General features: G+C 48.7%; 14 protein-coding genes. 8 read left to right on the forward strand and 6 right to left on the reverse strand.

The features are described from left to right. Positions 1 to 133: 133 nt before the first annotated feature. From DQN52_RS04990 to DQN52_RS05000, 3 genes are read right to left on the reverse strand one after another with little or no spacing between them, the layout of a single operon-like run. Positions 134 to 1,210 carry an AI-2E family transporter gene (locus tag DQN52_RS04990; protein WP_003785521.1) on the reverse strand — a complete coding sequence of 359 codons (1,077 nt, stop codon included), beginning with the start codon at positions 1,208 to 1,210 and terminating at the stop codon, positions 134 to 136. Between the two features lie 3 nt (positions 1,211 to 1,213). After that, positions 1,214 to 2,287 (reverse strand): tRNA dihydrouridine(20/20a) synthase DusA, encoded by a 1,074-nt coding sequence (gene dusA / locus DQN52_RS04995; protein ID WP_003785522.1) that lies wholly within the window; start codon positions 2,285 to 2,287, stop codon positions 1,214 to 1,216. Between the two features lie 22 nt (positions 2,288 to 2,309). Continuing rightward, the gene (locus DQN52_RS05000; RefSeq protein ID WP_003785524.1) at positions 2,310 to 2,513 is read right to left on the reverse strand and encodes a cold-shock protein; all 204 of its coding nucleotides are present in this window, start codon (positions 2,511 to 2,513) and stop codon (positions 2,310 to 2,312) included. 184 nt (positions 2,514 to 2,697) lie between these two features. Here DQN52_RS05000 and clpS point away from each other — a divergent pair, with 184 nt between their 5' ends. The 8 genes from clpS to pheA all read left to right on the forward strand — a co-directional run bounded on the left by clpS (position 2,698) and on the right by pheA (position 13,400). After that, entirely contained in the window at positions 2,698 to 3,000 is a 303-nt protein-coding gene (gene clpS, locus DQN52_RS05005) for an ATP-dependent Clp protease adapter ClpS (protein WP_032827598.1), read from the forward strand. Continuing rightward, on the forward strand, positions 2,997 to 5,270 hold the full coding sequence (clpA, locus tag DQN52_RS05010) for an ATP-dependent Clp protease ATP-binding subunit ClpA (protein ID WP_003785528.1): 2,274 nt from the start codon (positions 2,997 to 2,999) through the stop codon (positions 5,268 to 5,270). The genes clpS and clpA overlap by 4 nt, the downstream gene beginning before the upstream one ends. Before the next feature lie 126 nt (positions 5,271 to 5,396). Then, complete coding sequence (locus DQN52_RS05015) at positions 5,397 to 6,302, forward strand: SEL1-like repeat protein (RefSeq protein WP_003785531.1); 906 nt, start codon at positions 5,397 to 5,399, stop codon at positions 6,300 to 6,302. A 9-nt stretch (positions 6,303 to 6,311) separates the two neighbouring features. After that, positions 6,312 to 9,968 (forward strand): exodeoxyribonuclease V subunit beta, encoded by a 3,657-nt coding sequence (gene recB, locus DQN52_RS05020; protein ID WP_003785532.1) that lies wholly within the window; start codon positions 6,312 to 6,314, stop codon positions 9,966 to 9,968. Positions 9,969 to 10,121: 153 nt separating this feature from the next. Further along, the gene (locus DQN52_RS05025; protein WP_111694424.1) at positions 10,122 to 10,310 is read left to right on the forward strand and encodes a nitrogen regulatory IIA protein; all 189 of its coding nucleotides are present in this window, start codon (positions 10,122 to 10,124) and stop codon (positions 10,308 to 10,310) included. A gap of 9 nt (positions 10,311 to 10,319) precedes the next feature. Beyond that, positions 10,320 to 10,868, forward strand: coding sequence for an oligoribonuclease (orn, locus tag DQN52_RS05030; protein WP_003785534.1), 549 nt, complete (start codon positions 10,320 to 10,322; stop codon positions 10,866 to 10,868). 143 nt (positions 10,869 to 11,011) lie between these two features. Beyond that, a complete protein-coding gene (locus DQN52_RS05035; RefSeq protein WP_032827599.1) occupies positions 11,012 to 11,884 on the forward strand; it encodes a YicC/YloC family endoribonuclease in 873 nt (290 codons plus the stop codon). 439 nt (positions 11,885 to 12,323) lie between these two features. Next, positions 12,324 to 13,400, forward strand: a complete 1,077-nt coding sequence (pheA, locus tag DQN52_RS05040) for a prephenate dehydratase (RefSeq protein WP_003789556.1) — start codon at positions 12,324 to 12,326, stop codon at positions 13,398 to 13,400. Positions 13,401 to 13,464: 64 nt separating this feature from the next. Here pheA and metW read toward each other — a convergent pair whose 3' ends face one another. Genes metW through metX form a run of 3 tightly spaced genes read right to left on the reverse strand, consistent with a single transcriptional unit; the run spans position 13,465 to position 15,502 of the window. Then, positions 13,465 to 14,046, reverse strand: a complete 582-nt coding sequence (metW, locus tag DQN52_RS05045) for a methionine biosynthesis protein MetW (RefSeq protein ID WP_003789557.1) — start codon at positions 14,044 to 14,046, stop codon at positions 13,465 to 13,467. Next, on the reverse strand, positions 14,043 to 14,375 hold the full coding sequence (locus tag DQN52_RS05050; RefSeq protein ID WP_003785541.1) for an LYR motif-containing protein: 333 nt from the start codon (positions 14,373 to 14,375) through the stop codon (positions 14,043 to 14,045). Before DQN52_RS05050 ends, metW begins: the two co-directional genes overlap by 4 nt. Next, positions 14,372 to 15,502 (reverse strand): homoserine O-succinyltransferase MetX, encoded by a 1,131-nt coding sequence (metX, locus tag DQN52_RS05055; protein ID WP_003785546.1) that lies wholly within the window; start codon positions 15,500 to 15,502, stop codon positions 14,372 to 14,374. Before metX ends, DQN52_RS05050 begins: the two co-directional genes overlap by 4 nt. Positions 15,503 to 15,535: the final 33 nt, after the last annotated feature.

Consider the following 15,535-nt stretch of genomic DNA (forward strand, 5'->3'; position numbering starts at 1 on the left):
CAACGACCGCCGTGTACATCTAGTACATAAGGGAGTTGGCAACGCTGTACTAGTTTGAATTTAATTCACTATAAAAAGCAGCCTGCACTTTGAATCAATAATAAAGTGCAGGCTGCTTTTTATGCGTTGGATATTATTTTTCGCGGCGATAAAAAATGCTGTTCAAATACAAGGCTTTGTTTTCTTGTATCAACACCAAACAAATCGCAGCAAGGGGTAGGGCGATGAGCATACCAACAAAGCCAAACAGTTGCCCAAATGCCATTAACGAGAAAATCACCCAAAATGGCGATAGTCCAATTTTGTCGCCCACAATTTGCGGCGTGATGAAAAAGCTTTCCAAAAATTGTCCGATACCAAACACGCCCCAAACGGCGAACAGTCCTGTCCATGAATCAAATTGCAATACGGCGGCAAGCGTGGCAAGCAGCAAGCCTGTGAACGCGCCCAAATAGGGGATAAACACCAAAATGCCTGCCACCATACCAATGGAAAAGCCCGAATCCAAGCCTGTGAGCATTAAGCCTGTGCCATATAGCACGCCCATGATGAGCATAACCATGAGTTGTCCGCGCAAAAATTCGCCCAAAATGCTGTCCATATTGCGTGTAATGCGTTGATAAGTCGCTAAATATCGGCGCGGTACCATGGTGGTGATGCCTTGTTCCCAGCGCGACCAGTCCAGCAAAAAGTAGTACAACAACAAGGGCAATAACACTAGGTTGCCAATGCCTGCTGCCAACGCGCCGCCTTGTTGCATCACAGCTGGCAACGCGCGTTGCAGGCTGCTTTGTATGCCTGCCGTATTGCTGCGTAGCCAGTTGGCGATGGTTTTTTCGTTGAGCGCGATGTGTCCGCCAAATTTTTGGTTAAACCATGGCACGAGTTTGGTTTGGACATAGTCCACCAGTTTGGGGATTTTTTGCACAATGCTTTGGAATTGCTCTACCAGCATGGGAACGATGACCAGCAGCAAGCCGATAATCACAAAAAAAGCAAATAGCATCACCCACATAGATGCACGGCTGCGGTGTATGCCGAGTTTTTCTATTTTGCTGACCAAGGGATCTAAAATGTATGCCAACACGGCGGCGACAATGAACGGCGTGAGTACGTTGCCTAGCAAATAGAAAGCCAGCAGCAAGCCACCGATGAGCAGCAAACCAAAGAACCATGGCAACCATGGACGTTTTTTGTGGGGGATATACATGATTTATCCTTTTGATTCAAAAGCAGCCTGCATTTTTTCAACTTGCTGCCACGCTTCCAAAATAAGTTCTGGGCGATTATCGCGCAATAAATCGGCATCGGATAGCATTCTGCGCCAAATTTTCGCGCCGTTTAAACCGTGCGTTAAACCGAGATAATGGCGCACCATGTGGCGCAAAATCGTGCCTTGTTGGCGCGAAAGTTGTTGTGTGGCATAGTTGTATAGCTGTTGTGTGATTTGTTCGCGCGTGGGTGCAGGCTGCGTTTCGCCGTAAAATAGCGTGTCCCAATCGTGCATAATATAAGGATTGTGATACGCTTCGCGCCCCATCATTACGCCATCAACGTGTTGTAAATGTTCGGCAATTTGCGTGTTGGTTTGCACGCCGCCGTTGATGATGATTTCCAAATCGGGGAACTCCTGTTTTAGGCGATAGACAAAATCGTAGCGCAACGGCGGAATTTCGCGGTTTTCTTTGGGCGACAAGCCGTCTAGCCACGCATTTCGCGCATGAACAATAAAGGTGCGACACGCGGTTTTGTCGTGCAGGCTGCCGACAAAATCGGCAAGCGGTTGGTATTCGGTTTGTTTGTCGATGCCAATGCGGTGTTTAATTGTGATAGGGATAGCTGGCACAGCGTCTTGCATGGCATTGAGGCAATCGGCAACCAAGTTCACGTCCAACATCAAACACGCGCCAAACGCGCCTTTTTGCACACGCGGACTGGGGCAACCGCAGTTTAAATTGATTTCGTCATAGCTATATTGCGCGGCTTTTTGCGCGGCTTGCGCCAACAAAGTCGGCTCGCTGCCGCCCAGTTGCAAGGCGACAGGGTTTTCGCATTCGTTGCGCTGTAAAAAGCGGTCGGGGTCGCCGTACACAATCGCACCTGCGTTTATCATTTCGGTGTATAGCCAAGTGTGGCGCGTGATTTGGCGTGCCATGTGGCGATAATGACGGTCGGTCCAATCTAGCATCGGCGCAACGGATAGCGTGCGTTTGGGTAAAGAAGTTTGGGTATTCATATTGCTGTTATAATGCAAAAAGACAGCTTTCAGAGAAAAGCTGCCTTTCATGGTTGTATGGTCTGGAAAGGAATTAAGCGGCTTGAATATTAGCGGCTTGTTTGCCTTTTGGGCCTGTTGTTACATCAAAAGAAACTTTTTGACCTTCTTTCAATGTTTTGAAGCCTTCCATGTTGATTGCAGAGAAGTGTGCGAACAAATCTTCACCGCCCTCGTCAGGAGTAATAAAACCGAAGCCTTTTGCGTCGTTGAACCATTTAACAATACCAGTTGCCATAAAATGCTACTTTCTAACTAAAAAATGAAAAAATCGCGATTGGCGACTTCACTAAACCACTTGTGCAGGCTGCCTTTCGCTGACTGCGATTGTTACCGAGTCGTTAACTTACGTCAAGTTTTATTTGGGGAAAGTGCTAATTTTCATTAAAATAACACTAAATACAACAAAAATAGGAATTTTTATGCCAATACAGTTGAATGTTAATCAAAGTAAACAAAAACTGTCGCCGCCCAAACGCTATGCGGTGTTTTTGCTCAACGACCATTACACGCCTATGGATTTTGTAGTGGAAATTTTGATGGATATTTTTCACATGCCACACGATAAAGCCGAAAAAACCATGTTGCAAATTCACCACGAGGGCAAAGGTTTGTGTGGCGTGTACACGCGTGATATTGCCGAAACCAAACAACAACAAGTGTTGTGGCTGGCAGACGATGCTGGTCACCCACTTATGTGCAGCATTCAGGAAACGTCCGTATGATTTCATCTCAATTAGAACCGATTTTGCAAGCCATGTATGAAGAGGCGCGTATCAGCCGTCATGAACTGGTGGGCTTGGAGCATTTGCTGCTGGCTTTGATTCAGGGCGACCCCAATGTTGCCGATGCTTTGCGCGAACACAGCGCGGAATTTTCGTTGCTGCTGGCACATTTGCGCGAAAGCATAGACGAAAACACGCCCACTTATCCGCCGCATATTCCCAGCCACAAGATTGACCCACAGCCGACTATTGGCTTTCAGCGCGTGGTGCAGCGAGCGATGATTCATGTGCAACAGTCATCGCAAACCGAAGTACAGGCTGCCGATTTGTTGCTGGCGTTGATGCAGGAAGAAGAATCGCCTGCGGTATTTTTATTGCAACTGCATGGCGTGGAGCGCAAAGATTTGTTGCGCTATTTTTCGCATGGCACAAGCAGCCTGCACTCATCGCAGCATCATGATGATGACGATGACAGCAATCTTGCCGATAATCCATTGGAAGCCTACACCGTAAACCTGAATGCCGAAGTGCAGGCTGCTCGCATTGACCCCTTAATCGGGCGCAAAATGGAAATGGAGCGCGTATTGCAAATTTTGTGTCGCCGCCGCAAAAACAATCCGCTTTTGGTCGGCGAAGCTGGCGTAGGTAAAACCGCATTGGCGGAAGGTTTGGCATATTTAATTGAACAAAAACAAGTGCCTGAAGTGTTGGCAAATGCAACTGTTTTCGCGTTGGACATGGGCGCGTTGTTGGCTGGCGCAAAATATCGTGGCGATTTTGAAGCGCGTTTGAAAGCGGTGCTGAAAGAATTGGTAAAAGTGGAAAATGCGGTTTTATTTATTGATGAAATTCATACGGTTATCGGTGCAGGCAGCACGCAAGGCAACAATATGGACGCAAGCAATTTGCTCAAACCTGCGTTGGCGAAAGGGCAACTGCGCTGCATTGGCGCGACCACTTACGAAGAATATCGCACCGTGTTCAACAAAGACCACGCGCTGAGTCGCCGTTTTCAAAAAATTGATGTGGTTGAGCCGACTGTGGCGGAAACGGTGCAAATTTTGCAAGGTTTGCGCCCGATGTTTGAGCAACATCACAGCGTTGAATATTTGGACGAGGCGTTTCAGGCAGCCGCCGAATTGTCGGCAAAATACATCAACGAGCGTTTTTTGCCTGACAAAGCCATTGATATTATTGACGAAGCAGGCGCGGCGCAACGAATCGCGCTGCCTGAAAATCGTTTAACGCAAATCAACAAGGCGGAAATTGAGCGCATTGTCGCCAAAATCGCCCGAATCCCTGAAACAACGGTTTCGCACGATGACAAACAGGTTTTGAAAACGCTTGCCGATACGCTGAAACGCAAAGTTTTTGGGCAGGATAATGCGATTGAAGCGCTGGTTTCTGCTGTGAAAATGTCGCGTTCGGGTTTGGGGCTGCCTGAAAAACCGATTGGCAGTTTTCTGTTTAGCGGTCCGACTGGCGTGGGTAAAACGGAAGTGGCGAAACAGTTGGCGGCGGAATTGGGCGTGCCGTTGCAACGCTTTGATATGTCTGAATATATGGAAGCGCATGCGGTTTCGCGTTTGATTGGTGCGCCACCAGGCTATGTGGGTTTTGAACAAGGCGGTTTGCTGACGGAATGTATTAACAAACAGCCGCATTGTGTTTTGCTGCTAGACGAAATTGAGAAAGCGCACCGCGATATTTACAATGTGTTGCTGCAAGTGATGGACGCGGGCAAATTGACGGATAACATGGGACGCAGTGCGGATTTTCGCAATGTAATCATCATCATGACAACCAACGCAGGCGCGGAAGCGTTGAGCAAACCGAGTTTTGGTTTTACCAGCAAACGCGAACGCGGCGATGAAATGGTGGACATCAAAAAATTGTTTACGCCTGAATTTCGCAATCGTTTAGATGCGATTATTCCGTTTGCGCCATTGTCGCCTGAAATCATTGCGAAGGTGGTAGATAAATTTTTGGCGCAGTTGGCGACGCAGTTGGCGGATAAAAAAGTGGTGGCAGAATTTGGCGATGTGATGCGTAACCATTTGGCAGCAAAAGGTTTTGACCCACAAATGGGCGCACGTCCTATGCACCGTTTGATTCAAGAGCAAATTCGTAAGGCGTTGGCTGATGAATTGTTGTTTGGCAAATTGACGGACGGCGGTTTTGTGTTGGTGGATTGGGACGAGAAGGCGCAGAAAGCGAAATTGTCGTTTAAAAAACCGCGAGTTAGCCGCAAGAAAGCGGAATTGGCGTAAACCAAATCAAAGCAGCCTGCAATCAATTTGTTAAAGTGCAGGCTGCTTTGAATCAATCAAAAAAGCAGCCTGCACCACTTAATCCCATATAATCCACATTCTTACATTTTTACCGAGTACCCCATCATGACCCCAATTCTCCCCACACCCACCCAAGTTCACGACTGCACGCTGCAACTTGCCGCAGGCAAACCCACCAGCTATCCCGAATTGGTGCAAGGCTACGCGCAACTGCGTTTGGCGGATTTTAGTGCTATGTTGGTTGAATGGACTTTGCCGCACGATGCCGCCCATTCGCAGCCTTTGCCGCAAGTTGCCGAAGCTATTAAACAGCCCGATTTGTCGCCCGAACAAAGCGCGAAACTGCTCGCGTGGCTGCAACAGCAAACGCAACAAGGACAACGCACGGCTGCTTTGTATTGGGCATATTTGCTTGCCAAAGGTTTGTTTACCGAACAGCAGCCACAAAAAGCCGCCAAAATCGCGCAATATTTCGCGCAACAAGGCGATTGGCGCGCATCGCGTTTGCTGGGCGAAATGCTGGCGGCTGCACCATTGGCTGCGCCTGTATTGCTGCAACAAGAATTGCAAGCAGCCTGCACCGAATGGCAAAAAACACACCCACAACACAGCAACGAACAAGTGCAGGCTGCTTGCGAACGTTTTTGCCAAGCCCCAATCGCGATTAAACATCGTGCCAAGCAATATTTGGAACAGGCAATCGCACAAGGCAGCCCAACCGCGCCACAGCGTTTGCGTGGACTGACCGCGCTGGGCTTGTTGAGCGCACAAAACGCGCCCAAACGTCATCAAAGCATTGCCGATTTTTTGGAACTGCAACTCAACGCCAGTCAGCCAATTCACGATGCCAATGACGACCCCGATATTCTCGTGTTGCCCGACCACATTTACTTGCCTGTTGCCGACGATGACGAACGTCCAACGTGGTACAAACCAGCCATGTATGGCGCATTTGCCTTGTTTGCTCTGATTGTATTTACCGTGTTCGCCAAACTCTTTTTTATCCGATAAAGATTGCTTATGAGCCACGATTTCACGCTCCTAAACGTTCCCCTAGTTGCCACTAATTTGATTGAAGCCAGCGCAGGTACGGGCAAAACATGGAATATTTCCGCCCTGTTTGCCCGATTGGTGCTGCTGGAACAAATGCCTGTGGACAAAATCTTGGTGGTTACGTTTACCAACGCCGCCACCGCCGAACTCAAAACCCGATTGCGCGACCGTTTGGGCGAAGCCTTGCACGTGTTGCACAAAATGCAAGCTCCGTTTGGCGCAACCGAAGTGCAGGCTGCTTGCGAACAATACGCGCCCAAATCGGCAGATTTCATGAGCAAATTGGTGGAACAAGCCCTGCAAAAAGAATCGCGCGAACGCTTAATGATGCGACTCAAAGCCGCGTTGAGCCAGTTTGACCACGCCGCCATTTACACCATTCACAGCTTTTGTCAGCGCGTGTTGCAAGATTTCGCGTTTTATTGCCAAGTCCCTTTTCAAATTGAATTGGACGAAGACAGCACGCCCAGCCCGATTGCGGCGCAAGACTTTTGGCGCGAACAAGTGGCGCACCACGAACAACTGGCGCAGATTGTGTATCGCCATAAAAAAAATCCACAGCAACAAGCCGCAGCATTGGCTTCGTTTGTGGGGCGAACTTATTTGCACACGCGCCCCATGGCATACACTTTGCGCGATTGGCAAGCAGCAAACGAAGGTTTTGTACGCGCATGGCAAGACACGGCAAATCAGCTTGATGCGATTGAAAGCGCGTGGGAAAAATTGCAACCGAGTTTGCCCAAAAATAGCTATCAGCCCGATGATTTAAAAAGCTATATCCAACAATGCCATGACTGGAAAAGTGCAGGCTGCTTGCCCGATGTAAACATTATTTTGAAGCTGTTTTTTAATAGCAAAAACGAAAACAAATTCAGCCTTGCCACGCTAACCGACAAAGCCAAAAAAGACTTCAAAGGCAAACAAGACCCTGATGCTTTGGACTGTTTAAGCCGCACTTGGGGCGAATGGGCAAACCACGCACAAATCTTGTCAGCCAGCGAAGGCGATGTGTTGATTAACGTGGCAATGGATTTGCTCCACGCTATTCGCCAGCAAAACGAAGCCGACAAACAAAAGCAGCCTGCACGTCAATTTGACGATTTATTACTAGACGTGTTCAACGCGCTGCAAACCAATCGCACCCATGCCACCGCGTTGGCACAAGCCATGTCGCACACTTGGCAAGTGGTGCTGATTGACGAATTTCAAGACACCGACCCGTTGCAATATGGCATTTTTTCTCGCGCCTTTATGCAAAGCAGCCTGCACACAGAAAACGCGCCCACCGTGTTTATGGTTGGCGACCCAAAACAGGCAATTTACAATTTTCGTGGCGCGGACATTTTTGCCTATTTGCAAGCTGCAGAAAACGTGTCGCCCGAACAACGCTACACTTTGCGTACCAATTTCCGCAGCCATGCGCGATTGGTCAACAGCGTGGGTGCATTGTTCGCCAAACCGCAACCGTTTGTGTTGCCCAATTTGGCATACGAAACCGTGCAAGCGCATCGATCAAACAGCCATTTGTCGCCCCAAGAAGCGGCGGTGCGCGTGCGTTGGCTCAACGATTTAAGTTTGGATAAAACCGAAAAAACCGATGCCTTGCAACACACGTCCGCCCAATGGTGCGCCAGTGAAATTGCCTATGCCTTGCATCGCGCAGGGCAGGGCGAATTGCGTTTAAAAGACAAACCGCTACACGCTGGCGATATGGCTGTGCTGGTGCGAACCCGCCAAGAAGGCGCAATGGTGCAGCGCGAACTCAAACGCCTAAACGTGCAAAGCGTGTTGTTGAGCCGTGATAGCGTGTTCCAAGAAGACGAAGCGCGTGCTGTGTATGCTTTGTTGGCATTTTTCTTGAATCCGCAGCAAACGGCGCATTTGGTTTATGTGCTTGCAGGCTGCTTGTTTGGCTACACCGCGCAACAGTTGTGGGCTTTGCAACAAGACGAACGCGCATTAAGCGAATGGGCAGACGAAGCGAGCGTTGCCTTACAAAAATGGCAAAAAGTGGGCGTGTATGCAGCGGTGCAACATTTTTTGCAGCAACACGATGTCATCCAAAACCTGCTCGCTGCTGGCAACGACCGCACTTTGACCAATTTGGGGCAAGTGCTGGAATTGCTGGCTGCCGAAGAAGAAAGCGGACGTTTGCCAGCCGCCTTGTATCAATGGTTGCAACAAGAAATCGCTGCCACGCAAGACGGCGACAGCAACGAAAACCGCGCCTTGCGACTGGAAAGCGATGAGCAACTGGTCAAAATCGTAACCATGCATGCATCAAAAGGCTTGCAATATCCGATTGTGTATTGCCCGTTTGTATGGCGTGGCAAAGGCAACAAGGGCGACGATTGGCAAGTGTTGCAAGGCGAATCGGGCAGTACTTTGTTGCACAAAAACCAAATGACCGATGCCGACAAAGAACAGGCGCAAAAAGAGCGGTTGTCGGAAGATTTGCGTTTGCTGTATGTGGCTTTGACTCGCGCCGAAGAGCAATTGGTGCTGTATTTGGCGGCACACGAAAACACGCATCATCACCCGTTTTATTATTTGTTAGACGGTGATGCGCACAAAACATGGTCTGGTGCAAAAGTGCCAGCGCACGCCTATCGCCAAATTTGGCAACAATTCGTACAGAAGCAAAACGCAGAAACTACCAGCTTTGAATGGGACGAAACACCGCAGGCTGCTTTGTTGTGGACGCAAAACGGCAAAAGCAGCCTGCACATTCAGTCGGATAGCGACACGGTTTATCAAGCGCAAACCGTTGCCACGCGCCATTATGCGCCAGTTGTGTTTAGCAGTTTTACCGCGTTGAGTTCGCATCAACACGCGCCCGAAGCGTTGGCAAACACAGACGAAGCCGAGCGCAAATGGGACATTGCGGTGCAGGCTGCTTTACCCAGCGAAACGACATCGCTACCAATCCAAAACGATGATATTTGGGACATGGCGCACTTTCCGCGTGGCGCAAAAGCAGGCGTGTGTTTGCACGAATTGCTGGAATATTTTCCGTTTGGTCAGCCAGCCGAAAAACACAGCGAGCGCATTGTGCGCGTGTTGAATCGCCATCAAATTGCCGATGCCGAAAACTGGTTGCCAGCCGTGTGCGATATGCTAGACAAAGTGCGCCAAACACCGCTGGTAAACGGCATACGTTTGTGCGATTTGTCGCGCCAAGAGTGGCTTAACGAAATGGCATTTTTGTTTGAAATAGAACAATTTAATTTGGTTGATGTGCAAAACTGGTGCAAGCAAATGAACTTGTCGCCCGAATGTGTGCAGGCTGCTTTGTCGCTCACGTTCCGCCAGTTAAGCGGTTTTTTGAATGGCTTTATTGACACGCTGGTTTACACGCAAAATCAAGCGTTGGTGATTGACTACAAATCCAATTATTTGGCGGATTATTCGCCTGCGTCGCTGAATCCAGAAATCGCCAAGCATCACTATTATTTGCAAGCCTTGATTTATGCGATTGCTACGGCGCGTTATCTTCGTAGCCGCCAATGTTGCCCCGATGTGATTGCGGTACGCTATGTGTTTTTACGCGGCGTGGACGGCAGCAGCCAACAAGGCGTGTGGGCGTGTGATGTGCCTGTGGCTTCGTTGGCGATGTGGTTGTGATGGGGATTTTTGTATAAAAGTTGCTTAAACAATATGTTTGCGTTATGATTTGCGGACATTCAAAGAGACCAATGTGGGTGAACTATCCAAGTGCAGTAACCAATCTGCTACCCACTACGGTCGTTTTTTTACGCCTAAAATAAGTGTATGGATATGAATAATTCTTTTGCTGTGTTGATTGATGCAGGCTTTGCCAAACGAAAAATCAAGGCTCAACTGGGGCAGACTGCACAAGCCGATGACTTTGTGAAACTGGTGCAACGTATTCAAAATAATCCGTATTTGCAAAACAAAAATTTGTATCGTGTGTTTTATCAAGATTCAAAAATATCATTTTTTTAAAGGAAAAACATGAAAGACCAAAACAATTTATGCTGGCTAGACATGGAAATGACTGGCTTAAACCCCGATACCGATAAAATCATTGAAATCGCGATGATTATTACCGACAAGCATTTAAACGTGTTGGCGCAATCGCCCGTGTATGCCATTCATCAAAGCGATGAAATTATGAATGGCATGGACGAATGGTGTACCACAACCCATGCCCGAACAGGCTTAACCCAGCGTGTCAAAGAATCCACATGGACAGAAGCGCAAGTGGAAAGCGAATTGCTCGCGTGGATGCAGCAATGGTTGCCCGCAAACACCACGCCCATGTGCGGCAACACCATTCATCAAGACCGTCGTTTTATGGTGCGCCACATGCCACGCTTGGAAGCCTTTTTCCACTACCGCAATTTGGACGTATCTACGCTCAAAGAGTTGGCAAAACGCTGGAATCCTGCGGTGTATAAAGGCATAGTCAAAAAAGGCTCGCATCAGGCGTTGGACGATATTTTGGAAAGCATTGAAGAATTGCGCTATTATCGCGCCACGTTTTTGCGTGTGGACGAATAAAAAAGCAGCCTGCCCCTTTTATACTCAAATCTGAGATTTGGACAAAAGGGGCAGGCTGCTTTTCTTAACCACGATTTACGTTGATAAGCATTCCTGTTAAGATGCCGTCACTCATTTTTTCAACCAAATACAAGGAAAAAATCATGACCGTATGCAGTATGACAGGCTTTGCCCACGCTTCTGCCGAATGCGCTGGCAAACGAATCGATTTAGAAATTCGCTCGGTAAACCACCGCTTTTTAGACGTGCAATTCAAAATCCCCGACGATTTGCGCGTGCTAGAAAGCGGAATGCGCGAAACCATCAGCAGCAAAGTCGCGCGTGGCAAATTGGAATGCCGTATTCAATTAAGTAACGCACAACACAGCGCAGGCAGCCTGCACTTAAATCAGCAACTCATCAACGAATTGGCAGACATCAACAGCAAATTGCGTAAAAAACACAAAGATTTAAGCAAATTAAGTGTTTCCGATATTTTGCGCTTCCCTGGGGTCATCGCCAGTGCAGAAATAGACAGCGAAGAGCTGCACCAAGTCATCAACCAATTATTAGACCGCGCTTTGGACGACTTTATCGCCGCTCGCCAACGCGAAGGCAGCAAATTACAAGCGCACATTGTGGAGCGTTTGGATTTGATGGAAGCGATTGTCGGCGCGCTAGAAGACTTGTTCCCCAGCCTATTGCAAAGCCACATCGCTCGCAGCCGCCAACGCCTTGCCGAAGCCGTTGCCCATGTGGACGAAGACCGCCTAAAACAAGAATTTGTGTTGTTCATGCAAAAAGCCGATGTCGATGAAGAATTCAACCGCCTACGCACCCACATTGGCGAAGTGCGCCGTATTGTTACCGAACAAACAGGCAGCATCGGCAAACGTTTGGACTTTTTGATGCAGGAACTCAACCGCGAAGCCAACACACTGGGCAGCAAAGCCATTGCAGGCGAATGCACCCAAGTGTCGGTAGAACTCAAAGTGTTGATTGAGCAAATGCGCGAGCAAGTTCAAAATATCGAATAAAACGTATTTCACACAAAAGCAGTCTGCACTCAAAAATGTGCAGGCTGCTTTTTTACTACTTTTTGTTACAAAAGTACTATTTTAAGATTTATTTTGTCTAATTATCTCATTTAATCGCAAAAAAAATCGCTTTTTAACAAATAATACTTGGCAAACCGTACAATATAACACTATAATTCGCTACATTAAGTTACATAATTTTCTTGAATAGCCAATATGGCTGTTCAATCCCAGCTTTGTCGTATTGCTTTTTCACTCCTTTCGGGCAATGCGGCAGAGTCAGGCGAAAGCCTGATTTGTTTGTGAAGCGTAAAATCTCTGATTTGAGGTATTCGGCAGCCCTGCAACCGCTCGGCTGCCATTTTTTTTTGTGGATTTTTGCCACAACATCGCACCTAAAATTCGTTAAAATACGCCCTTTTATTTTGTGGATAAAATTATGTCAGACGAAGCCAAACTGTTGCCACACCGCGATGCGATTGACCAAATTGACCAACAAGTGCTGCAACTGCTCAACCAACGCGCCCAGCACGCACGCGCGATTGGCGAACTCAAAGGCACAGGTGTGGTGTATCGCCCAGAACGCGAAGCCCAAGTGTTGCGCCGTATTCAAGATTTGAACGAAGGCCCGCTGCCCAACGAAGCCGTAGCGCGTTTGTTCCGCGAAATCATGAGCGAATGTTTGGCGATTGAACGTCCGCTCACCATTGCCTATTTGGGGCCCGAAGGCACGTTCACGCAACTGGCGGCGATGAAGCATTTTGGACACGCGGCGCACTCCGTTGCCTGCGCGACGGTGGACGACAGCTTGCGTTTGGTGGAAGCGCGTCAAGCCGATTATGTGGTCGCACCTGTAGAAAATTCCACCGAAGGCTCGGTTGGACGCACGTTGGATTTGCTGGTGTCCACGCCATTACGCGCTTGTGGCGAAGTGGAATTGCGAATTCATCATCACTTGTTGCGCCAAACGGCTGACCAAAACGGCATTGAAGCGGTGTATGCCCACGCGCAGGCTTTGGCGCAATGTCAGCATTGGTTGAGTAAAAATCTGCCTGCCCACGTTCGCCGCGTTGCCGTGTCCAGCAATGCCGAAGCGGCGCGATTGGCAAGTGAAAACCCAGCCGCCTGCGCCATTGCCAGCCAAGCCGCTGCCGAAATTTATGGCTTGACCAAGCTCGCCAGCAATATTGAAGACGAACCCAATAACACCACGCGCTTTTTGGTGTTGGGGCATCAAAGCACCGTCCCCAGTTCGCAAGATAAAACTTCGCTGGTTGTGAGTGCGCCCAACCAAGCAGGCACGCTCAATCGCCTGATTGAACCGCTAACACGCGCTGGCATTTCCATGACCAAGTTTGAAAGTCGTCCAAGCAAAACAGGCTTGTGGGAATATCTGTTTTTTATTGATATTGAAGGACACGAACAGCAAGAAAACGTGCAGGCTGTTTTGAGCGAATTGCGCGAACGGTCGGCATTTGTGAAAGTGATTGGGTCTTATCCGACTGCGGTTTTGTAATCACATAAAAAGCAGCCTGCACATTTCATCAACAAAATGTGCAGGCTGCTTTTTGTATTGACGACTACCCCACGCGATAAAACGCCAAACTGCCCAGCAAATTTGGCAAATATTCCACGCGTTTGCCGCTGGTCATCACGGCGCGTTCTAGCACGCGGATATGGTTTTTGTCGCACAAACGGTCAAAATCGCTGAGCGTACACCAGTGAATATTGGGTGTGTTATACCATTGATACGGCATACGCTCGCTCACAGGCATATGCCCACACAGTGCAATTTGCAGGCGGTTTTGCCAGTAGCCAAAATTGGGAAACGACACAATCGCTTGTTTGGCAATGCGAGTCAAATCACGCAAAATATTTTCGGTGTTTTGCATGGCTTGAATGGTTTGGCTCAACACAATCACGTCAAAACTGTTGTCGGCAAAGCTGTCTAAACCGCGCTCTAAATCGGCTTGCAGCACGTTCACGCCGCGCTCCAAAGCAGCCTGCACGCTGTCCACGTCAATTTCTACGCCGTAGCCTGTGCAATTTTTGTGCTGCATTAAGGCGTGCAGCAATTCGCCTGTGCCGCAGCCCAAGTCTAAAACGTGGGCGTTGGCTGGAATCCAGTCGTAAATCAGTTGAAGGTCGTCGCGTAAATTCATGGCGTTAATGTCCATTGCGGTTGTTGGGATTGCCAGCGCAAATAGGGCGCGGTGTAGCCGTCTTGATAGATGATTTCGTAATGTTGGTCGTTCAAGCGGCGATAGGCTGGCTGCCAACCTTGTTTGTTTTTAACCAAGCCCAGTTGCGCCAATTCGGCTTCGTTTTGTGCGTTGGGCAACTGTTTATGTTGCTGGCGATAGCGTTCAATTTGGGCGATGATTTGGTTGCCGTGTTCAATGTCTTTGTGTCGCCGCCATTCTAACGGCATATTTAAATAACCCAATATAATCAACACAATCGCGCTTATGCCGATGACGGTTTCTTTCATTGGCTCACCTGAATATTGTGCATATAGGCGCGAACGCCGTTCATATAGGGCGCGTCTTCCATTAAAAACGCATCGTGTCCGTGGTGCGATTCCACTTCTATGTATTGAACCGATTTTCGCGCATTAACCAAAGCATTGACCAATTCGTGTGAACGCTCGGGCGCAAATCGCCAATCGCTGCTAAAACTTGCCACAAAAAATTTGGCTTTAACGTGTTGCACAGCAGCCTGCAACTGGTTGTTGTGCGCGGCGGCTGGGTCAAAATAATCCAAGGCTTTGGTCATCAGCAAATAGGTGTTGGCATCAAAATGGTCGGCAAATTTGTCGCCTTGATAGCGCAAATAGCTTTCCACTTCAAAATCCACATCATAATGATAGTGCAGGCTGCCATCGCGCAGATTGCGTCCGAATTTTTTGCCCAAACCGTGTTCGGCAAGATAGGTGATGTGTCCCATCATTCGGGCGATACGCAAACCACGGTGCGGCTTGGTTTGATGTTGGGCGTAATGTCCGCCATAAAAATCGGGGTCGGTCAAAATGGCTTGTCGGGCGACATCGTTGAATGCGATGTTTTGTGTACTCAATTTGGGCGCAGACGCAATAACGAGCGCATGACGCACGCGGTCGGGGAAGTCCAACGTCCATTGCAAAGCCTGCATGCCGCCCAAACTGCCGCCCACAACGGCTGCCCATTGCTCAATGCCAAAATGGTCGGCGAGCAAGGCTTGGCTTTGCACCCAGTCTTGCACGGTGACGAGTGGGAAATCTGCGCCATAGGGCTGATTGGTTTCTGGGTTGATGGACAAAGGCCCTGTGCTGCCCGCGCAACCACCTAAATTGTTGAGCGCAATCACAAAAAATTTGTTGGTGTCGATTGGTTTGCCTGCGCCAATCATGTTATCCCACCAGCCTGCGTGTTTGTCGGACGCGCTGTGTCGCCCTGCGGCGTGGTGCGTGCCAGAGAGTGCGTGGCAAATCAACACGGCATTGTCTTTTTGCGCGTTGAGCGTGCCATAGGTTTCCACGATTAAATCAAAACGCGGCAAAGTTTGCCCATTTTGCAAAGTGAATGGCGCATCAAAGGCGATAAGTTGCGGGGTAACAATGGTTTGACTGGTTACGGACATGGTGTTCAATCAATTAAATCAACAAAATAAAAG

Origin of the sequence: Kingella kingae (assembly GCF_900475905.1) — a bacterium.
Classification (GTDB): Bacteria; Pseudomonadota; Gammaproteobacteria; order Burkholderiales; family Neisseriaceae; genus Kingella; species Kingella kingae.